Source organism: Haloarcula sediminis (assembly GCF_035656455.1).
Classification (GTDB): domain Archaea; phylum Halobacteriota; class Halobacteria; order Halobacteriales; family Haloarculaceae; genus Haloarcula; species Haloarcula sediminis.
Window position 1 is genome coordinate 1 of the sequence record NZ_JAYMGA010000004.1, and the last position, 20,373, is coordinate 20,373.

A 20,373-nucleotide genomic window follows, 5' to 3' on the forward strand; every position below is an offset into this window, starting at 1 on the left:
GGGCCCGGTATCTTGTCTCAGATACCGTCTCCAGGCTCTTGCTCTCACAACCTGTACCGATTATGGGCATGGTGGGCCGTTACCCCACCATCTACCTAATCGGCCGCAGCCACATCCTACAGCGCCGGAACGTTTCTCACTCTCTGCACTCCAGCATGAGAGTAATATCCACCATTGGCCTCAGTTTCCCGAGGTTATTGTGGTCTGTAGGGTAGTTTGGCCACGTGTTACTGAGCTATATGCCACGAATCTAAGTTCGTGCGACTAGCATGGCTAAATCGGACTCCGATAGCAATGGCCTCCGGCAGGATCAACCGGAATGTGCTGATATACATCAGCGGCGGAAGTGGTTGCACTCCGTCGGAAGCTACTTACTGCCGGCTGTAAGGCGTGAAGATATTCGCAATGCGAATTTCTTCAGTGTGTTACACCCGGAAGTAGAACACACTGGTTCCTACGCCAGTGTTGACTACTGCATGGGTCCGTGGGCTCACATCAGATTCCATCTTGACGGCGGACCGCAGGGGTGGAATCCTCATGGTGCGAGCGGAAAGCCCGATGGCCGTCCGCTCTGAGCGAACACCCGCCGACCCAGGTGGGTCGTCGAGCCGTCGGCCCGGGCACGCCGCCCGGGGCGACCTTCGCATCATATCCGATGGGAGGGGAATACATAAATGACTCGTCTCGCAGCCGCCCTGTGTCGACCCCACATAGCGCACACGTGACGTGACTCCGTCACACACTGAACCGACCGACAGCGATGGTGAATAACGAAAAGTAGTTACTCTTCGTAAATGAACTGTCTGCGGAGACGGTTGGGGGTGGCCGGCTCCCGAGGCTATTGAGAGACTATACTGCTCCGGAGCCGCGCGCACACCGAGTGGTTCTGCGTACGGATGGCTGCGGTATCACTGGTCAGAAAGCGCGTCACACACCACTGTATAAAAGGTAGTTCAGGCAGTCAGCGAATCGAGGTGGCCCTCGGCGCGGAGCTGGTCGGCGTCCTGGCCGTCGTAGCGCCACTCAACGTTGGCCTTCTCGTCTTGCCAGTCCCACGGTTCCGCGAGGACGATGTCGTCCTCGTTAATCCAGGTTCGGAACTTCATCCGGCCCGGGATACGACCCATGCGGGTCTCGCCGTCCTCGCACTGTAGGCGGACGTGGTTCCCACCGAGGTGTTCGGTTACGACTGCAAACAACTGGTCGCTATTTGGCATGCGGAGGTTCCGCCGCCCTGTATCTTCGCTCACACTGGCAATAGGCGCCCACAGCGTATAAGTGGTTTGAGGGTTACGATAGCGCGTACCACAGAGTGGTGGCGGGCAGCGATACGCGAACGCACAACGGCGCCGGGAGGCAAAAGTCGAATCGAACGCGAAACCGGGGGTTGTAGCGGTGGTGATACAGCGAGAACCGGGAGAAATTCAGTCGGCGGCGAGCGTCAGCGGTTCCTCGCTCTCGGCGACCATGTCGTCGGTGAGACCGTCCGCAAGCGCAAACACGGCGGCTTTGTGGTCCGTCTTCGACTTGTGGATCGATGTCGGCTTGACGCCGAGTTCGGCGTACTCGTCGTGGTCGACTTCAGTGCCGGTGTCCGCTTCGTAGTGGTGCTGTACCTGTGCGAGAAGGCTGTGAAGATGAATGAGCTCTTGCTTCTTCATGGATAGTACCGCCTAAAGGACGAAGGGTTATAGTATTATCTTGCCACTTGTTACCAATATATACCGGGATGGTAGCGGCCTCCCTCGCACCGATATCGGGTAGAACAGCCACTAAACAGCGCATTTGGACACAGACAATGAGACACAGTCATCCGGCGCCCGCCGCTCCGGCCGAGGAGAACCGCAGTCGCGCGCCCTCGACCGTTCGCTGACGGTGTCGTAAGCGCCGACGCGGTCAGTCGTCGACCGCATCGTGGGGCCCGACCGGGCCGTGGTTCGGGCACGCGCCCGCGATGGGGGTGTCATTGAGACAGCAGTGGCGGCGCTGGGTGGCGATGAGGCCGGTCGTGAGCGGTTCGCCACAGTGCCGACAGCGAAGTGTCATACCCTCACTTGGTGGCGAAGCCTGTTACCGCTACCGGGGTTTTTGTCCGACCGGGCCGAGCCGGGAGGTATGGACGACAGCGACCGTCACCGGGTTGGATTCGAGGAATTCGCCCGGATGGGGACGGCCAGAGCGCAGTTGCTTTCGGCGGTGACACCGACGGACGGCACCGAACGCGTCGGGCTCCGGGAAGCGGACGGGCGGGTCGTCGCGACGGCCGTCGAAGCCCGCCGGCCGGTGCCCCACTACGAGCGAGCGGCCGTGGACGGCTACGCGGTCAGAGCGAGGGACACGTTCGGGGCGAGCGAGCGGTCGCCGGCGTCGCTGGGAGTCGGGGACAGCGTTCGGTCCGGAACCGCGACCCGGGTCCACACTGGGAGCAAGCTCCCGGCGGGGGCCGACGCCGTCGTGGCGGCCGCGTCGACAGATCGGACCGGCGAAGACCTCGCGGTGTTCGAGCCCGTCCCGGCGGGCGGGAACGTGAGCGCTGTTGGCGAAGACGTGACCGGAGGACAGCGGCTGTTCGGGCCCGGTCACCGGCTCAGACCGTCGGACCTGGGCCTGTTGAAGGCCGCGGGCCACGGGCCCGTCGAGGTGTACAACCGCCCGCGGGTGAGCGTTCTCCCGACCGGAGAGGGGATCGTCCAGTCCGACCCCGGGCCCGGCGAGACGGTCGAGACGAACGGCCAGACCGTCACGCAGTACGTCGAGCGGTGGGGCGGCCAGACCACGGACCGCGAGAGCGTCACCGACGACCTCCGGGCGGCTATCGAGCGCGACCTCGACCACGACGTCGTGGTTACGACTGGGGGCACATCGGTCGGCGGACGCGAGGTGGTCCCCGACGTGGTCACAGAGATGGGCGAAGTGTTCGCTCACGGCGTCGCGCTCAGCCCCGGTCGCTCGGTCGCACTGGGTGCCGTCGACCGGACGCCCGTTCTGATGCTCCCGGGCCCTCCCGTCGCCTGCATCGTCGGCGCCGTCCAGTTCCTCCGGCCGGCACTCGCCGCGGTCGCTCACGCGTCCCCGACCGCACACCCGACGAGCGAGGCGCGCCTGACACGGAAAGTGCCGAGCGAACCGGGCGTTCGAACGTTCGCACGGGTGGCGCTAACGGCGGACGAGGACGGCGACGGGGTGACGGCCACGCCGACCCGGACCGGGGGCTCGGGGGCCCTCGCAAGCGTCGCGCTGGCTGACGGCTGGGTCGTCGTCCCCGAGGCGCGGGAGGGGTATGCCGAGGGCAAGACCGTGGTGGTCGAGGAGTGGGAGGGGTGCGTATGAGCGACCGACGGGAGTTCCGCGACCTCGCCGCGCCCGAGGAGGCCCGGGCAGTCGTCGACTCGCTCGACATCGACCCCGGGATGGCGACGGTCGCGCTGGCCGACGCCAGGGACCGCGTGCTGGCAGAGCGGGTCGACGCCGAACTCGACGTGCCGGGGTTCGACCGCGCGAGCATGGACGGCTACGCGGTGCGGGCCCGGGACACGTTCGGGGCCGACGAGGCGACACCGGAGACGCTCCACCTCGCGGGGACGGTCCACGCCGGCGAGAAACCCGATGTGACCGTCGCCCCCGGCACGGCCGCCGAGATATCGACCGGCGCAGTCATGCCGGAGGGGGCCGACGCCGTCGTGATGGTCGAGCGCACCACGGAGACCGACGGCGGCGTCGAGATACGCACCGCGGTCACCCCGGGCGAGAACGTCATGCCCGCTGGCGCGGACATCGCCGCCGGCGCGCGGGCGCTCGGCCCGGAGACCAGGGTCACACCGCGGGAGATCGGCCTGCTCTCGGCGCTGGGCGTCGGGGAGGTTACGGTTCGGGCGCGCCCGCGCGTGGCTATCGTCTCGACAGGGGACGAACTCATCCGACCCGGCGAGTCACTGGACAGCGCGGCCGGCGAGATATACGACGTCAACAGCTACACGCTGGCGGCTGCCGTGGAGGACGCCGGCGGCGAGCCGGTACTGTACCCCCACGCCGGCGACGACTTCGAGGCACTGGAGTCGCTGCTTCACGAGGCCGCCGAGGAGTGTGACCTGGTGCTTTCCTCCGGGTCGACCAGCGCCGGCGCCGTCGACGTCGTCTACCGCGTCATCGAGGAACGGGGCGACCTCCGCCTCCACGGTGTCGCGGTCAAGCCGGGCAAGCCGATGCTCGTGGGCACTATCGGCGAGGCCGCTTACGTCGGGCTACCGGGTTACCCGGTGTCGGCGCTGACCATCTTCCGCGTGTTCGTCGCGCCCGCGCTCCGCGAGGCGGCGGGTCGGCCCGAGCCCCGGACCGCGACCGTCACCGGCGAGATGGCGGTCGAGGAGCGTTACACGGAGGGGCGGCTCCGCTACATGCCCGTCGGGCTCGTCGAGGACGGCGACGGGTCGACGCTCGTCTACCCGGTGGACAAGGGCAGCGGCGCGACGACGAGTCTCGTGGACGCGGACGGCACCGTCGCCGTCGAGCCTGAGACTGAGCTCCTGCCCGCCGGCCGGTCGGTCGAGGTGACGCTGTTCTCGCCGGAGGTGCGTGTCCCGTCCCTGTTCGGCGTCGGCGAGGACGACCCCCTGTGGAGCCGGCTGCTCGACCGCCTCGACGCGCCGCGGTACCTGCCGACGGGGACGGCCGACGGCCGGCGCCGGCTCCGCGAGTCAGTGCCGGACGTGGCCGTCGTCGCCGGCCCGGAGGCAGACGACGAGCCGGGCGAGGCGCTCGGTGGTTGGACGCGCGAGTGGGGGCTCGCGGTCGCGCCCGAGAGCGACGTGTCGGCGCTGTCGGACCTGGTCGACGGCGACTATCGCTTCGTCAACTGCGACGGCGGGTCGGGACTGTGCCACAGCTTCGACGCCGAGCTGGCGCGACTGGCCGACGAGCGCGGCGTGTCGTCGGCCGAGGTGACCGACGCCATCGACGGGTACGAGCTGACTGCGGGCGCCACCGAGAGCCCCGCCCGGACGGTCGCGGCCGGCGAGGCCGACGCCGGGCTGGCCCTGCGGGCGACGGCCGCGAAACTCGGCCTCGACTTCGTCCCGCTCGGGACCGAGCGCGTCCGCGTGCTGGCCAACGGCGACCGTACGGGGAAAGAAAGCGTCGAGCGACTGGCCGGGCTGTTGGGGGACGTCGACGACCTCGCCGCGGCGCTGGACGGCTTCGAGGTGTAGGGGCGCAGTAAGCCACTCAAGTGCCGGTCACTTACGGGGGACAATGGTAACAGAACTGTCCCCGTCCCACGCTGTCGAGCCGGTGTGGAGGTCCGCGCGATGACCGACTCGCTGGCCGACCCGTTCCGCTTCGAGTACGACCCGGCCACCGTCAGCTACGGCCCGGACAGCGCCTCACAGCTGGCGAGCGAGGTGGCGGCGCTGGGCTGTGAGAGTGCGCTCGTCGTCACGGGGTCGACCGTCGGCGAGACGCCGGCGGTGATGGACCCCGTGCGCGCGGGCCTCGGCGACCGGCTCGCCGGCGTCTTCGCCGGGACCACGCCACAGAAGCGCCTCGGGACGGCCTACGAGGCGCTGTCGCTGTATCGCGAGGCCGATGCGGAGTGTATCATCGCCGTCGGCGGCGGGAGCAGCCTCGACGTGGCGACGGTGCTGTCGGTGCTGGTAGCGACCGACCGGGACGCCGCCGCGGTGGGCGCGGAGCTGGTCGAGCGCGGGACCCTCTCCGTTCCCGAGTCGGGCCTCCCGCCGGTCGTCACGGTGCCGACGACGCTGGCCGGCGCCGACCTCTCGCAGGTGGCCGGCGTCACCGCCGACCCGTCGACCTGCCCCGTCGACGAGCCGGCAAGCGGCGCCGTCGACGACCCGGCGCTGATGCCCGCCGCCGCCTGCTACGACCCGGTGCTTGTGGCGACCACCCCGCGGAGGGTGCTCGCCGGGTCCGCGATGAACGGGTTCGACAAGGGCGTCGAGACGCTGTACGCCCGCAACCGGACGCCTATCTCGGACGCGACCGCGACGCGCGGGCTCGGGCTGTTGGCAGACGGGATGGAAACCCTCGGCGCTGGCGACGCCGACGGGAGCACGTACCAGCGACTCACCCGGGGCGTCCTCCTGGTCCAGTACGGCATCTCCCGACCCGACGGGACGACGCTGTCGCTGATTCACGCCCTCGGTCACGGGCTCACGCGCACGTACGGGGTCCAGCAGGGCACGGCCCACGCGATCGTCGCGCCCCACGCCCTCTCGTACCTGTTCGAGGCCGTCGACGGCCGGCGCGACCTGCTGGCCGAGGCGCTGGGTGTCGAGGCTGGGGCCGACCCCGCGACCGCAGTCGTCGACCGCGTCGCCGACGTCGCCGGCAGTCTCGGCCTCCCGACCCGGCTGCGGGACGTGGACGGCCCCGGCCGAGACGAGTTTCCCGCCGTGGCCGAGGCCGTCCTCGAAGACGCGTTCATGGCGAACGCGCCGCCGGAGCTGGCCCCCACGCGCGAGGACATCGTGGGCGTGCTGGAGGCGGCGTGGTAACGTCAGTCGAGTTTCCCGCGCAACACCTTCGCGGCGACGAGAATCGGGTCCCACACCGGGCTAAAGGGCGGGGCGTAGGCCAGGTCGAGCCGTTCGACCTCGGTGACCGTCAGGTCCGACTCCAGTGCCGTCGCCAGCGTGTCGATGCGGACGGCCGCGCGGTCCTTGCCGACGATGGCGCCCCCGATGACGCGGCCGCTCTCGCGGTCGGCGGTCAGGCTCACCGTGGTCGCCTCGTTGCCGGGGTAGTAGCCCGACCGCGAGCCGGCGGTGACGGTCTCGGTCACGGGGTCGAAGCCGGCCGCGCGCGCGTCCTCGTGGTCGATGAGCCCGACCCGGCCGGCCTCCAGTTCGAACGCCTTGACGACGGCGGTGCCGGCCACCTCGCCGACCGGCTCGGGGTCCCCGGCGACGGTCTGGCCGATGGCCCGACCAGCGCGATTGGCCGTGAGTCCGAGCGGGACCCACGCCGGCTCGCCGGTGACGGCGTGGTCGTCTTCGGCGCAGTCCCCGGCGGCGTAGACGCCGTCGACGTTCGTCCGGCCGTAGTCGTCGACGGCGACGGCGCCCGACTCGCCGAGTTCGACCGGCGTCTCCGCCAGTAGCTCGGTGTTCGGGGCCACCCCGATACCCACAAGGGCGAGTTCGACGGAGACGCGCCCGCCGTCGTGGACCACCGCCTCGACGCGGTCCCCGCCGGCGAGTTCCTCGACGGCCGTGTTCAGATGCAGGTGGACGCCCTGCTCGCGGAGGTGGTCGGCGACGCGTTCACACACTGCGTCGCCGAAAGGCGAGAGCAGATGGGCGCCCCGCTGGAAGACGTGCGTTTCGAGCCCGTGGGCGCGAAAGGCCTCGGCCATCTCGACGCCGACGTAGCCGCCGCCGACGATGGCCACCCGTTCGGGGGGCTCTATCGCCGCGTAGTGGTCGACGAGGTCGGTGTCGACGTACTCGATGCTGGTGTCGACGGCCGCCTCGCCGGGGTCGGCCAGCGCGGCTCTGATCGCCGCCGCCGAGTCCAGCCCGTGCATGGTGAAGGCCATGTCCCGGTCGAAGCCGTCGATAGGGTCGGTGACGGCGTGGGCCCCGGTCGCCACCAGCAGGTCGCCGTAGGGCTGCTCGAAGCGCTCGCCGCCGCCCTCGACCGTCACCGTCTCGGCCTCGGTGTCGACGGCGACGACCTCGTGTTCCCGCCGGAGGTCGATACCGCGCTCGGTCGCCTCCTCGGGCGACAGCGACAGCAGGTCGGTGAGCCGGTCGACCTCCCCCTTGACGTAGTAGGGGGTCCCGCAGTGGGCATACGAGACCCACCGGCCCTTCTCGAAGACGACGACGTCACCGTCGGGGTTCTCTCTGGTGAACTTACTCGCGGCGCTGAGGCCGGCGGCGTCGCCGCCGACGACCACAAACGGGTCGCTCATACCGGGTGGAGGAGCGCCTGTCACCTAACTGTTGAGTTACCCCCGGGTTAGCCGGGAGCGTCGCAGATAACAGTCAGTTACGCGGTTACGATACGTAACTATTAGTTTCGGGGACCGGAACGGGAACGTGTGAACAGCGACACGGACGAGCCGCTGTCGGTCTGGTGTGCCGGCGAGGAGTGGTGTCCCATCACGACGACGGCGACGCTCATTGGGAAGAAGTGGCATCCGGTCATCGTCCACCGACTGCTTCAGAACGGGCCCTCGGGGTTCAACGAGCTAAAGGAGAACGTCGACGGCATCTCCTCGAAAGTGCTCTCGGACAGCCTGGACGACCTCGGGGAACACGGCATCGTCGACCGGGCGGTCATCAGCGAACAGCCGTTCCGGGTCCAGTACTCCCTGACCGACCGCGGAGCGTCGCTGGAGCCCGTCATCGAGGAAATGGCGGCCTGGGGCAAAGAACACCTCCGGCCCGCCGAGGAGCCATAGGCCGGACAGTCATACGGTTTCAAGGCGCTGGCTCCGCATGCCCCCGTATGTACCTCGCCGACGAGGCCTGGCCCGACCTCGAGTCGTACTTCGAATCCGAGTCGCTCGCCCTGGTGCCACTGGGCTCGACCGAACAGCACGGCCCCCACCTGCCCGAGGGGACGGACCACATCATCGCCGAATCCTTCGCCCGCGCCGCCGCCGAGGAGACCGGCTATCTCTGTACGCCCACGATCAACGTGGGCGTCAGCCCCCACCACCGGCAGTTCCACGGGACGATGTGGGCCGACGCCCCGGCGTTCCGGGACTACGTCGAGAGCCTGACCCGCAACCTCGCGTACCACGGTATCGACCGCGTCGTCTTCGTCAACGCCCACGGCGGGAACGTCGAACACCTCCGCGAGGTCGGCCGCCGGGTCCGGGACGACGGGACGATGTACGCCATCGAGTGGATGTGGGACGAGTCCATCACCGAGCGCATCGAGGACGCCTTCGAGACGCCCGGCCCCCACGGCGGCCCCAAGGAGACCTCGCTCATCCAGTATCTCGCGGGCGACCTGGTCCACGAGGACCGTATCGAGGCCGCACGCGACGGCGGGCTCGTCGAGTTCGACGCCGAGGCGGGTCGAAAGTACGGGTCACGGACCTTCTACGACGCCATCGACAACACCGACAACGGGGTGTTGGGCGACCAGACCGACGCCTCCGCGGCCGTCGGCGAGGAGCTGTTCGAGGCGGCCCTGACCAACCTCTGTAAGCTCTGTGAGTGGCTCGCCGACCAGCCCTTCGAGGACCTCACGCCGAAGCCACACGTCTAGGCTTAAGGCCTCCCCGCTGCCATGTAGAACTATCATGGACGACCGACATAGCCGAACGGAGGGGGACCGATGAACACCCTCGACGAGATCGAGCGCGAAGTGAAAGACACGTCTCACTACGTCAGCGGCAACCTCGCGAACCACGCCCACCGCGCCGCGGGCGAAAACCCCAGCGGGGAGGAGCAGGTCGGCGGCGACGTCTGGGCCGATGACCTCTACTTCGACGCGCTGTCAGGCATCGAGGGCGTTGGGGGCTACGCGAGCGAGGAGCGCGAGGGGATCGTCGACCTCGGCGAGGGGTACACCATCGCCATCGACCCCCTGGACGGCTCCTCGAACCTGGCCTCGAACAACTCCGTCGGAACCATCGTCGGGGTCTACGACAGCGACCTGCCCGCGAGCGGGCGCCACCTCGCCGCGTCGATGATGGTGCTGTACGGCCCCTACACCACGCTGACCATCGCCCGGGAGGACCGCGACGTGGTCCAGGAGTACCTCCTCCGGGACGGCCACAGCGAGCGGTGGGGCACCTTCACCCTCCCCGAGGAGCCCACGGTGCTCGGGATGGCCGGGAAGTGGAGCCAGCGCAGCGACGAGATGAACGAGATAGCCCAGGAGTTCGCCCGCGAGCTGAAACCGCGCTACGGCGGCGCGACGGTCGCCGACCTGGCACAGGTACTGGAGTACGGCGGCCTCTTTGGCTACCCGGCGACCAACAAGTACTCCGGCGGGAAGCTCCGCATCCACTTCGAGGCGGGACCGCTCGCCTACCTCGTCGAGGCGGCCGGCGGCGCCTCCTCGGACGGGACCCAGTCGCTGCTCGATGTCGAGCCCGACGAGGTCCACGGCCGGACCCCGACGTTCCTCGGCAACGAGTCGCTCATCCAGCGGCTCGAAGACGCCCTGAGCGGGTAGCCCGAACCCGCGTTTTCAGACATCCCGGTAGCGGCCCAGTCGCGTGCCATCGAGCAGGAACGCCTCCGCGTCGGCCAGCCCCGCCGGGAGGAACGGCGCGAGAAAGTCCTGTCCGGCCACGTTGACCCAGGTCCCGCCCGACCGGTCGTTGAACGCCGGGAAGACGACGAGGTCCCCGTCGGCATCGAGCGGTCGGTCGTAGTGGTCCTCGAAGGGGCCCCCGGCCAGTGCCCCGCGAAGCCAGACCCGTTCTTTCCGCGTGCCGCCGACCTTGTCTTCCAGCCTGACTACCGGGTGTTCGTGGCCCACGCAGACGACGGCCGATTCGAGGACTGCCGGGGCGGGCCAGGTGTGCCCGTGGGCGAAACCCACGTCCCCGATTGTCGTCCCGTGGCTCGGCGCCACCGTCACCCCGGCGTCGAGCTCTTCGAGGACTGTCTCCAGCTCCCCATCGTGGTTCCCTTTCACGAGGGTAACTGGGACGGAAAGCGTCGAGAACAGCGCTTCAAGCTCCTCGCGTTCGCTCGCGAACGGCGAGCCGATGGCGTGGCCGAGGTCGCCGACGACGACCAGCCGGTCGGCGCCGGTACGCTCCAGCGCCGACAGCAGCCGCTCCCGGCGCTCGCTCGCGGCCGACCGGAGTTCCACCCCCTCGTACTGCAGTCCCGCCTCGATACCGGCGTGGTAGTCCGCGAGCGCGAGCAGCCGCTCGCCGCCGGCGTCGACGGTGGCCGCGGGGACGCCCGGGACGGGTTCGACACGCATCGCTCGCCCGTTGGCGACCGCGCGAGAAAAGCGGCGCGGCTCGGCGTTCAGATGGGGGTGAGCTTCCCGTCGTCGGGCTCGTAGCAGCGCCCGCCCATCAGCGCGTCCTGGACGGCCTCCTCGACGGCCTCGCGGTCCGCGCCGTAGGTCTCGACGACCTCGGTGATGACCGCCTCGCGGTCCGCGCCGCTCCCGTCGTTCAGGTCGGTCATCACGTCCATCACCGCGTCTTCGAGGTCGACATCCTCTGCGGGTTCGCCGTCCGCCTCGGGGGCCGGCTCGCTCTCGCTCGACCCCGTAGTGGCGTCCGTCGCCACGTCGGTCCCGGCATCGGTCGCCGGGGCCGCATCGGCGTCAGGCTCGGCCGCTTCGGCCAGCTCCTCGGGGTCGGGTGTCTCGATGCCGGCCTCGCCGGCCTCGCCGACCTCCGTCCCGCTCTGGAAGTCGGTGCCGTACTCCTCTTCTATCTCCTCGCGCTCGTCCTCGTCGAGTTCGAACTCGGGGTCGAACTCGCCCACGTCGTCGCTCTCGCCGCCGGCCTCGCCCGAACTCTCGAAATCGCCGAGCGACCCCGAGCTGTCGGTATCGCCCGTCGCCGACGAATCGGCTCCACTGTCGGGCTCGCTCGCGGGCGCTGTCGATTCCGTCGGCGACTCAGTCGTGTCGCCCGCGGACGACACAGTCTCGGCCGAGGGGGAGCCGGACGCCGCCTCCGCCGCTGGCTCGGCCGACTCGTCCGTCGGCTCGTCGCTCGTCGACGGAGCCGTTTCGACGGGGTCGCTCGACGGTTCCGAGGCCGTTTCGGTCACGGGTTCGTCCGTCGTGCTGTCCGCTTCCGTGGTCTCGGAGACCGCGGGTTCGTCGGCAGCGTCGGTGTCGGTGGCCGGTTCTGCCGTCTTCTCCGGCTCGTCGCTCGGCTCGGCCGGCGGCGCCTCCTCGGACGCGTCGAGTGCCATCGTCGCCAGGGCCGCCAGCGTGTCGTCCGAACCGTCGCCGGGCGACAGCGACAGCGAGCCGGCCTCGTCGCGCTCGCCAGCGACGACGCGGGCGGCGTTGAGCGAGAGGTCCCGAACCGCCTGCAGGTAGTCGCCGGTCGTGTCGTAGTACTCGAGCGCCAGCGTCGAGCCGGCGGCGTCGCTCTCGGGGACGCCGGCCGCGACGAGCGCCTCCTGCAGCGCGTCGCCCGACAGGCCGGACTGTCTGGCACTCGCCGTCCGGCCGACGCGGGCGACGGTCTGTTCGGCGGCCTGGACGACCCAGCGGTCGCGCGTCTCCGCGTCGACCTCGCTGATGGACTCCGGCCGGACGGAGGTAAACACCCGGTCGCCGTCCTCCGGCTCGAAGGTGCGGGCCTTGCCCGTCACCGCGACGAACAGCGGCGGCGTCGCCGCTTCGAGGAAGGCCAGCGCCTCGGGCTGGTACTGGCCGGCGTAGACGACGAAGGCGCCAGTGGGGTCGACGACGCGGGCTCTCAGGACCTCCTCGTTTACCTGCTCCAGTTCGGTGAGGACGCCGACGGCGAACAGGCGGTTGACCCGCGCGCCCGTGGGCGTCACCACGTAGTTCGGGGCGCGCTCCTCGTCGGACTCGGAGTAGGAGAACTCGCTGTCCTCGAACTCGGTGGCGAAGAGGCGGTGGGCCACCTCGCGCCGGCCCGGTCCGCTGTCTTCGGATTCGCTCATGCGTCCACCTCCGCGAGCAGGGCCTTCGCACGCTCGGCCGGGTCGGCCGTCGACTCGCTGAACTCGCTTGCGTTCAGGTTGGCGCCGTACTCGTCGATGGAGAGCGAGCCCCGGACGACGTACTCGCGACCGACCACGCGGTCGGCGATGCGGTCGGCGACGACGCCCTTGTCCATCTCGTCGCGGGCGTGTTCGCGGGCGTCGTCCAGCCCGCCGCCGTAGACCTGCTCGGTCAACTCGTCGTCGAGGATGACGGTCACCGTCGCGGTGCCGTCGTCGAGAATCGCTTTGGTCCGCAGGTCGTCCTCGCCCTCGACGGCGCCGTGGGAGCGACACTGGCCGTTCTGGACCACGCGCCCACACTCCGGACAGCGCTCGATGAGCCCCGAGCCGTCCCGAATCTGGATGACGTTGCCGACGAGTTCCACGTCGAACTGGCCGCCGCTCTCGACGGCTTCACCGACGGACATCCGCGGGGCGTCCTCGGCGACCGCGACGGGCTCTGCGAGCGCCGTCACGGTGGAAAACTCCGAGACGTTCACCGACGGGGCGCCGCGGAACTCACGGACGAACGTCTCCTCGATGCGGACCGAGGCCCCGGCCTCGATTTCGGCGTGGGGCTCCCAGTCGGTAAAGGGGAGCCGGCCGGTCGAATCGCCCACCACGCCGCTGAGAATCTCGGTCTCGCCGTCGCGGCCGTCGATGGTCTTTGTCTCACACTCCAGTACCTGCACCTCGACGGTGATACCCCGGTCGCCGGGTTCCAGCTCCCGGAGGGCGGCCTCGCCGCCGACTTCGGCGTCGATTTCGAGCCGCTCGTCGACGGCTGTGGCGTCGGTGCTCTCCCCGAGGTTGAGTTCGGGCTTGCCGTCCCACTCGCGGACGCCGGCGTTTCCGAACTGCACGGTCTGGCCGGGTTCGAGGTCGCCGTCGAAGCCATCCCACGCCGTGTAGGAGATGGTCCCCGACTCGTCGGCGAGTTCGCCCTCGCGGATGACGTGTTCCTCGCCGTTGTACTGGATGGAGCGACGGCCCGACCTGAGCACCACCGCGGTGACGGTCACGTTCGAGTCGTCGGTGGTGACCTCGCCGATGGCCTTGCTCGACGGCCCCGAACTCCCCCCGCCGTCGCCGTACTTCCGGCGGAGGCTCTGTTTGGCCTCGTCCATCGGCACCGAGTAGTTCACCAGGTTCTCCAGGTCGCGTCTGACCTCCTCTTTGTCTACGTCGAGGTCGGAGGCGAGTTCCTCGACATGGTCTTCGAGAGACATCGGTGGAAGCTTCGAGAGGGGCATTCAAAAGCGTTTGTGGGGGCGGAGATACTAGTCCGGGTCCCCGACCGTGATGACCGGAACCGGCGCCGACCGGACCGTCTTCTCGGCGACGCTCCCGAGCAGAATGCGGTCGGTCCCGCGCCGTCCGGTGGTCCCCATGACGACGGCGTCGATATCGTTCGCGTCGACACAGGACAGAATACCCTCCACCGGCCGGCCGTGTTCGACGTGGCGGACGACGCTCGCGTGGCCGTGGTCGCCGGCCTGTGACTCCAGCCCGTCGAGGGCCTCCTGGGCGGCCGTCTCGCCCGCTTCGCTGAGCGCAGTCGACCGGACATCGGGCCCGAGCGTGGTGTCGTCGACGATGGACAGCGCGTGGACGGTGGCGCCAAGCGCCGACGCGAGTGACAGGCCGTAGTCGGCGGCACGGACCGCCGCCTCGCTCCCGTCCGTCGGGACGAGCACGTCCTCGTACGGAAACGCGAACTGTTCGTCGTCATCCATCCGCGCAGTCAGTACCGGGACCGACGAGAGACGGACCACCTTCTCGGTGACGCTGCCCAGCAGGTAGCGGGCGACCCCGTCGCGGCCGTGGGTCGGCATCACGACCAGGTCGTGGCCGTACCGCTCGGCGTACGCTACTATCGTCGGCGCGGGATTCCCCTGAACGACATCCGTCTCGTAGTCGACGCCCAGAGACTGGAGGGTCTCGGCGCCCTCGGCGACGACGTCCTCGCCCTGCCGGGCCAGCGCGTCGACGGTCCGGCCCTCGACGACAGTGACAGAGTCGCGCGACGTGTCCGCGACGAACAGGAGATGGACCGTCGCGTCGCCCCAGTGGGCGAGCTCGGCCGCGTGGTGGAGCACAGCCGCGGCGCCGTCGCTACCGTCGAACGGGAGGAGGACATCGTCGTACATGGGCGGAAAATACGGTGGGCCGTCAGTAAGGTGTTTGCATCGCTTTGGTGACATTTCATCCCGTGGCGGCGCCGTCTATCGGCGCCGGGAGCGACGATACCGCCAGGGGACAACAGCAACCCGCGCGACGGGTGCGACCGGGCGGAAGGGGTTTTGCCGCTCGGTCCGACAACTGCATCGTGACGTTCGACGCCGTCGTCTTCGACCTTGACGGGACACTCATCGAGCGAACGCAAGACACCGCCGCGCTGTACGAGCGTACCTTCGAGCGGGTCGGCATCGAGCCCTTCGCCGCCCCGGCGGAGCTGTGGGCAGTGCTCGACGGCCCGCCGGACCCCGCCGACGAGGTGGGGTACCTCGGCGCCGGCTTCGCCCGTCTCGCCGCCCAGCACGGCCGGCGGGTCGACGCCATCGCGCTCGCGGAGGCGTTCGTCGACGGCGTCGACAACGCGCAGGTGACGCTTCGCCCGGGTGCCGAGCGGGCGCTGTCGGCCGCTCGCGAAACCGCGCCGACGGCCGTGCTCACCAACGGACCACAGTCCCGCCAGGCCGCGAAAGTCGGCGCCGTCGGGCTGGCAGCGCGTGTCGACACCGTCGTCTACGCCGGCGATATGCCCCGGCGCAAGCCCCACGCCGCACCCTTCGAAGCGACGCTGTCGACTCTCGACGCGACAGCAGAGCGCGCGCTCTATGTCGGCGACTCGCTGGGCTACGACGTGGCCGGCGCCCACAACGCCGGGCTGGCCGCGGCGTATCTCGACGACGGCGACGGCCCCGACCCCTACGACCCCGAGTACGTCCTCGAATCGCTCGCCGACCTCCCCGCGGTGCTCCGGTGACGCCGTCGATGAACCGCTCGCTGGTCACCGCCGTCGTCGAACGGCACTACCCCCAGCGGACGGTCGCCGGGGTCGACCCCGTTGGGGCCGGGACCCGACCGACCGCCGTGGTCCGGTTCGACGGCCACCCCCCGCTCGTCGTCCAGCGCTCTGAGACCATCGACGCGGTCCGGACCGAGGCGGCCCTCGTCGGCGCGGTGCGTGACCGGACAGCCGTGCCGGTACCGCCGGTGCTGGCGACCGGGACGGTCGATGAGCAGGCCTACGCCGTCAGCGAGTACCGGTCGGGGACGGAGCTCCACACCACGTTCGCCGACAGCCCGCCGGCCGTGCGGCGCGACATCGCGCGGCAGTTCGGCCGCTATCTCGGCGAGTTACACGCGGCCTTTACCTTCGACGGGTGTGGCGACCTCACGCGACCGGCGGGCCGGCCGAGTGGCGAGGCACTCATCGCGACGGGCACCGACGACCACCGCTGGCTCGTCGAGTACGGCCGCCGGGCCATCGAGCGGTTACCCACCGAGTTCGACCCGCTGCGGGAGCGGCTTCGGGGCCGTCTCCGGGACGTGACCGCCGACGGCGCGACCCCGAGGCTGTTCCCGTGGGACCTCCGCCCCGGGAACGCGCTCGTAACCGACGGCACCGTCTCGGCCGTCCTCGACTGGGAGCAGCCGATGGCCGCCCCGCCGGCGCTCGCGCTGGCCAAGGCCGAGTATCTCGTCGCCGACTGGTACGTCGACGACCCGACGCCGCTGCGAGCGGCGTTCCGGGACGGGTACGAGGGAGTGCGGCCGGTGCCGACCGTGGACCCGGTCCACCGGGTTGTGGCTATCGCCGACAGCACCGTTGACTCACGCGGGGGCGTGACGAACCCCGGGTACCCGGAGTACGGTCGGTCCGAGTCTGTGGCGTTTCATCAAACGGCGCTGCGGTCGGCACTGGACGGTTGACCCGAATGGTGGGTGCAGCTCCGCTGACCCCTCGAAGACTCAGCGCATACGCTAACCGAAGTCTCCGAAAGGCGCTTGGCCGTCAGAGCGGGTTCTGACAGTGCAGTTCCGTAGCTTCCACAGGGCACCGAACCGAGCCGCCATCCGTTTTTCGCGAGGGCCGGTTGCGGGCCCACCACTGAACGACGTGGCAGCGACGCCGCCACGCTCTCCTCGCAGCGAGCCGACGGCTCGCGAGGAAGCCCTGTCCTCGAAAAGTTGTAGTGGGACCGCCGAGATTCGAACTCAGGTCCGACGGACCCCATCCGCCGAGGATACCGCTACCCCACGGTCCCGTGATTTGGAGGAGGAGGGTTCGTTAATTAAGGGTGTCGTTTCGCGACCGCCATGTGTCAGACCAACACCCGCTCGGGCGTGACGACGGTCCCCGACTCGGCGTCGGGATCGCCGACCAGGGTCCCAAGCGAAACGGCTGCCCCGTCGGGCGTGTAGCAGGCGACGAGTTGACCCTGCTTCGGGGCGGCGTCCCCCGCTTTGGCCGGCGTGGCCTCGATAACTCCCGGTGCGTACACCGGTGCGCCGTCGGCGACGGCCTCGGCGGCGCTGGGCGCGATGGTGACCCGTGGCAGGTGAGTCAGGGCGCGTTCGGCCGGCTGGACGAACTCGCGGAGGTCGCGCTCGTCCCCGTCCTCGGCGAACGCCAGCGCGTCGATAAGGTCGTGCATCGCCACGAGCGACCGGTCGTCGAACTGGCCGGTAGCGGTCCGGCGCAGGTCACCCATGTGGGCACCGGTACCAAGCGCCAGCCCGATATCGTGACAGAGCTTGCGGATATACGTGCCCGAGGCACAGCGGACCCGCAGCAGTGCGCGGCGGTCGCTCTGTTCCAGCACGTCGAGGTCGTGAATCCGACGGGTCCGGAGCTGGCGCTTCACGGCGCTCTTGCGCGGTGGCTTCTGGTAGATCTCGCCCTCGAACTCGGCGACCACCGCGTCGAAGTCCGGCGGGGCGCGGTCGTGCAGTTCCAGGACGGCGACGTACTCCTTGACGGCGTCGTCGAAGATGCGGGCCGCGCGGGCGGCGTCGCCCAGCAGGACGGGGAGACAGCCGGTCACCTTGGGGTCTAGGGTCCCGCCGTGGGCGATGCGGTCCTGGCCGGTGGCGTCGCGGACCCAGGCGGCGACCTGGTGGGCCGAGGGGCCGGGCGGTTTGTCGAGGTTGACGACGCCGAAGGCAAGCAGGTCGTCGACGCTTCGCTCGTCGGGCGGGGCGCGGACCATCAGAACTCGTAGCGGATGCCCTCGACGGGGGCCTGCCCCTCGTCGGCGTCAGTATCGAAGGAGTCGACGGCGTGCAGCGCGATGCTCAGGGTCCCCGGCGGGTCCCAGCGGGCCGTGTTGATGGCGAGGTCGTAAATCGAGAGGTCGTCGAAGTCGATGTCGTAGTACTCTCGGTAGCGCTGTGCCTCGCTGACGCTTCGCTCCTCGGTCTCGGTCCGGGCCTGCTCGAAGGGTTTGTTCTCCCGCTGGGCGATGCGGTCGGCTCGGACGTCAAGCGGCGCGGTGAGCCACAGCTTGATATCGGCGTGGTCGCCGGCCATCCAGCCGGCGAGGCGCGACTCCAGGACGACGTCGTCGCGCTTGGCGGCGATGTCGCGCAGGCGCCGGTCGAGGTCGCGGTCTATCTGGGCGTCCTCCTCGGCGGCCTTGTTCAGTTCCAGGGGCGTCATCCCCCGCTCCTCGGCGAGTGAGCGGAAGATGTCGCCGCCGGAGACGTGCTCGTAGTCCAGCGCGTCGGCCAGGCTCCGGGCGAGCGTGCTCTTCCCGCTGCCCGCTGGGCCGGAGACGGTAATCAACATGGTGGACCTCCGGGACTACGGATAAAAGGAGTTGTGTCTTGCAGGCGGAGTTGGCCTGGCTACTGGCTTCACTTGGGTCTCGGTCGCGCAGTACAGCCAGAAAGCCCCTGGAGACGCTTCGCGTCTCCCGGCCTTTGCGGAGCCGTCGGCGCCGCTCAGTCCCGCCCAGCGCTGTTTGGCCAGCCGGCTACGGGTGGGGCTTTCTTGCTGTCGAGAGAGGCAGTAGGCGGAGTAAGAGCGCTCGTCCGAGAAAGTCAGAGAGCGTCTGTGTTAGCTGGCGGTCGGCGAGGTCTGGACGTCCAGTGCCTTCCGGATGACCTGGGTAAAGGAGAGCGAACACAGGAAATACCAGACGATCCAGGCCTGCATCGGGCCCACGAGCCCCTGTCGCCAGGTCTCGACCTCGCCGAATATCGGCAGCGTGACGACCGGCGAGGCGATGGTCAGGCCGGGACCGAAGACCATCCAGTAGATCCAGAGGAACACGGGGATGTTGATGAGCATGATCCAGACCATCGGGCGGAACTGCTGTTTGAACATGCCCAGCTGGTCGGTCATCAGCTCCATCTGCTCCTCCTCGATGCGTTCGAGGGCCTCGTCGTCGCCCCGTTCTTTGGCCTCCTTGCGGCGCTCCTTTATTTTCTCCATTTTCTCCTGGTGGTCACCCATCCCGGACATGTCCATCATGTTGTCCTGGAGAATCGAGGAGGTCGCCCCGGTGAAGACGGCCAAGACGAGGATGAGGACGTAGAAGGGGAGTACCTCGGCCAGCGGACCGAGCGCGATGTCGATGGTCCCGCCGATGGCGTCCCGGATGGAGTTGATGGAGTAGCCGGCAAAGAGCCCGACAGTGCCGAGCGCGGCCAGTTTGTCCCACTGGCTCCACCCGTCGTCGTCGCCCTCCTCGGGGTCGGCGTCGGTCTCCGCCAGTGCGTCCCGGACGGCCTCGGGGTCCTCGATGACAAACCCGGCGCCGTCGGCGTCGACGAGCAGGCCGGACTCGATGAGCCGCCCCCACTCGCCGCTACTCATGTCGTCGCTGACGTCGCTCCAGGTGACGGTCCCCTTCTCCTCGGCGACATCGAGCACCCGTTCCAGCGCGTCGGTGAGTGCTTCGCCGTCGTCAGCGAGTCGCTCTACTTTCGGCGCGGTTCGTGCCATTGTGGTGTGGAAAGCGGCCGCGACGTATGAACTTTATTCTGTCCGCTCGTCGACCGCCGACTGAATGTCCGCCCAGACCTCGTCGGGGGTCTGCTCGCCGTCGATAGCGACGAAGCCGTCGTGGTCCTCGTAGTGCTCGATGACGGGGGCGGTGTTGTCCTCGAAGACGTCGAGTCGGTTGCGCACCGACTCCTCGTTGTCGTCGTCGCGCTGGATGAGGTCGCCGCCACAGTCGTCACAGACGCCCGACTCTTCGGGCTGGTTGAACTCGACGTGGTAGTTCGCGCCGCAGTCGTCACAGACCCGGCGGCCGGTGAGCCGGTCGACGAGTTCTTCCCGCGAGACCGAAAGCGAGAGGATGACGTCGAGGTCGGTCATCCCTTCGAGTTCCTCGGCCTGCTCCAGGTTGCGGGGGTAGCCGTCAAGGACGAAGCCATCGGCCGAATTGAGCGCCTCGTCGACGATGGCGTTGACGACGGCGTCGGGGACGAGGTCGCCCGCTTCCATGTACTCACGCGGGGTGTCGTACTCCGTGTCCATGTCGGAGATGTCCATGTCCTTGTTCGCCCGGAGCGCGTCGCCGGTCGTGATGTGGGCCACGTCGTACTCGTCGGCGATGTTCGCGCTCTGTGTCCCTTTCCCTGCTCCCGGCGGACCGAGAATCAGGAGTCGTGGCTGCGACATATTCGCGACTTCCGACGGCGAGGTTAAAGGGTTGTCCAAACGCGGCCGGATGCCGGGGCAGGTCTGACCCCCACCCAAATCCGT

At 69.1% G+C, this 20,373-nt stretch carries 20 protein-coding genes, 1 tRNA gene and 1 rRNA gene; 8 read left to right on the plus strand and 14 right to left on the minus strand.

The features are described from left to right. The 4 genes from VJ162_RS08670 to VJ162_RS08685 all read right to left on the minus strand — a co-directional run. A 16S ribosomal RNA gene (locus tag VJ162_RS08670) occupies nt 1-321 on the minus strand; the annotation flags it as partial. Nucleotides 322-953: 632 nt separating this feature from the next. Continuing rightward, nucleotides 954-1,250 (minus strand): translation initiation factor eIF-1A, encoded by a 297-nt coding sequence (locus tag VJ162_RS08675; RefSeq protein WP_324663708.1) that lies wholly within the window; start codon nt 1,248-1,250, stop codon nt 954-956. Nucleotides 1,251-1,424: 174 nt separating this feature from the next. Then, on the minus strand, nt 1,425-1,661 hold the full coding sequence (locus VJ162_RS08680; RefSeq protein ID WP_262180983.1) for a UPF0058 family protein: 237 nt from the start codon (nt 1,659-1,661) through the stop codon (nt 1,425-1,427). Between the two features lie 235 nt (nt 1,662-1,896). Then, the gene (locus VJ162_RS08685) at nt 1,897-2,046 is read right to left on the minus strand and encodes a hypothetical protein (RefSeq protein WP_324663709.1); all 150 of its coding nucleotides are present in this window, start codon (nt 2,044-2,046) and stop codon (nt 1,897-1,899) included. A gap of 69 nt (nt 2,047-2,115) precedes the next feature. Between VJ162_RS08685 and VJ162_RS08690 the strand changes: the two genes are divergently transcribed. The 3 genes from VJ162_RS08690 (at nt 2,116) to VJ162_RS08700 (ending at nt 6,512) form a co-directional block, all read left to right on the plus strand. After that, nucleotides 2,116-3,330, plus strand: a complete 1,215-nt coding sequence (locus VJ162_RS08690) for a molybdopterin molybdotransferase MoeA (RefSeq protein ID WP_324663710.1) — start codon at nt 2,116-2,118, stop codon at nt 3,328-3,330. Further along, nucleotides 3,327-5,204 (plus strand): molybdopterin biosynthesis protein, encoded by a 1,878-nt coding sequence (locus VJ162_RS08695; RefSeq protein ID WP_324663711.1) that lies wholly within the window; start codon nt 3,327-3,329, stop codon nt 5,202-5,204. The genes VJ162_RS08690 and VJ162_RS08695 overlap by 4 nt, the downstream gene beginning before the upstream one ends. Nucleotides 5,205-5,303: 99 nt before the next feature. After that, a complete protein-coding gene (locus VJ162_RS08700; protein ID WP_324663712.1) occupies nt 5,304-6,512 on the plus strand; it encodes an iron-containing alcohol dehydrogenase family protein in 1,209 nt (402 codons plus the stop codon). 2 nt (nt 6,513-6,514) lie between these two features. On the opposite strand, the gene VJ162_RS08705 is transcribed toward VJ162_RS08700, so the two are convergent. Next, nucleotides 6,515-7,933 carry an FAD-dependent oxidoreductase gene (locus VJ162_RS08705; protein ID WP_324663713.1) on the minus strand — a complete coding sequence of 473 codons (1,419 nt, stop codon included), beginning with the start codon at nt 7,931-7,933 and terminating at the stop codon, nt 6,515-6,517. A 129-nt stretch (nt 7,934-8,062) separates the two neighbouring features. Between VJ162_RS08705 and VJ162_RS08710 the strand changes: the two genes are divergently transcribed. The 3 genes from VJ162_RS08710 (at nt 8,063) to VJ162_RS08720 (ending at nt 10,158) form a co-directional block, all read left to right on the plus strand. Continuing rightward, nucleotides 8,063-8,425, plus strand: a complete 363-nt coding sequence (locus VJ162_RS08710) for a winged helix-turn-helix transcriptional regulator (protein WP_324663714.1) — start codon at nt 8,063-8,065, stop codon at nt 8,423-8,425. A 47-nt stretch (nt 8,426-8,472) separates the two neighbouring features. Continuing rightward, entirely contained in the window at nt 8,473-9,243 is a 771-nt protein-coding gene (locus VJ162_RS08715) for a creatininase family protein (RefSeq protein WP_324663715.1), read from the plus strand. Nucleotides 9,244-9,312: 69 nt separating this feature from the next. Continuing rightward, entirely contained in the window at nt 9,313-10,158 is an 846-nt protein-coding gene (locus VJ162_RS08720; protein ID WP_324663716.1) for a class 1 fructose-bisphosphatase, read from the plus strand. Nucleotides 10,159-10,173: 15 nt separating this feature from the next. Here the strand turns inward: VJ162_RS08720 and VJ162_RS08725 are convergent, their stop codons facing one another. The 4 genes from VJ162_RS08725 to VJ162_RS08740 are packed head-to-tail and all read right to left on the minus strand — an operon-like array spanning nt 10,174 to nt 14,797. Next, complete coding sequence (locus VJ162_RS08725; protein ID WP_324663717.1) at nt 10,174-10,923, minus strand: metallophosphoesterase; 750 nt, start codon at nt 10,921-10,923, stop codon at nt 10,174-10,176. A 47-nt stretch (nt 10,924-10,970) separates the two neighbouring features. Further along, nucleotides 10,971-12,605, minus strand: coding sequence for a hypothetical protein (locus tag VJ162_RS08730; protein ID WP_324663718.1), 1,635 nt, complete (start codon nt 12,603-12,605; stop codon nt 10,971-10,973). Further along, nucleotides 12,602-13,876, minus strand: a complete 1,275-nt coding sequence (locus VJ162_RS08735) for a Single-stranded DNA binding protein (protein ID WP_324663719.1) — start codon at nt 13,874-13,876, stop codon at nt 12,602-12,604. The genes VJ162_RS08730 and VJ162_RS08735 overlap by 4 nt, the downstream gene beginning before the upstream one ends. A 51-nt stretch (nt 13,877-13,927) precedes the next feature. Next, nucleotides 13,928-14,797, minus strand: coding sequence for a universal stress protein (locus VJ162_RS08740; protein WP_324663720.1), 870 nt, complete (start codon nt 14,795-14,797; stop codon nt 13,928-13,930). A gap of 176 nt (nt 14,798-14,973) precedes the next feature. On the opposite strand from VJ162_RS08740, the gene VJ162_RS08745 reads away from it, so the two are divergent. Both VJ162_RS08745 and VJ162_RS08750 read left to right on the plus strand, forming a co-directional pair. Further along, entirely contained in the window at nt 14,974-15,636 is a 663-nt protein-coding gene (locus VJ162_RS08745; protein ID WP_407066847.1) for an HAD family hydrolase, read from the plus strand. 8 nt (nt 15,637-15,644) lie between these two features. Beyond that, the gene (locus tag VJ162_RS08750) at nt 15,645-16,586 is read left to right on the plus strand and encodes a phosphotransferase family protein (protein WP_324663722.1); all 942 of its coding nucleotides are present in this window, start codon (nt 15,645-15,647) and stop codon (nt 16,584-16,586) included. Nucleotides 16,587-16,850: 264 nt separating this feature from the next. On the opposite strand, the gene VJ162_RS08755 is transcribed toward VJ162_RS08750, so the two are convergent. The 5 genes from VJ162_RS08755 to VJ162_RS08775 form a co-directional block, all read right to left on the minus strand. After that, nucleotides 16,851-16,921, minus strand: a tRNA-Pro gene (locus tag VJ162_RS08755). Nucleotides 16,922-16,978: 57 nt separating this feature from the next. Next, on the minus strand, nt 16,979-17,869 hold the full coding sequence (locus tag VJ162_RS08760; protein WP_324663771.1) for an RNA-guided pseudouridylation complex pseudouridine synthase subunit Cbf5: 891 nt from the start codon (nt 17,867-17,869) through the stop codon (nt 16,979-16,981). Then, nucleotides 17,866-18,444, minus strand: coding sequence for a (d)CMP kinase (cmk, locus tag VJ162_RS08765; protein ID WP_324663723.1), 579 nt, complete (start codon nt 18,442-18,444; stop codon nt 17,866-17,868). The genes VJ162_RS08760 and cmk overlap by 4 nt, the downstream gene beginning before the upstream one ends. A gap of 270 nt (nt 18,445-18,714) precedes the next feature. After that, a complete protein-coding gene (locus VJ162_RS08770) occupies nt 18,715-19,605 on the minus strand; it encodes a DUF106 domain-containing protein (RefSeq protein WP_324663724.1) in 891 nt (296 codons plus the stop codon). 33 nt (nt 19,606-19,638) lie between these two features. Next, complete coding sequence (locus VJ162_RS08775) at nt 19,639-20,289, minus strand: adenylate kinase (protein ID WP_324663725.1); 651 nt, start codon at nt 20,287-20,289, stop codon at nt 19,639-19,641. Nucleotides 20,290-20,373 lie beyond the last annotated feature (84 nt).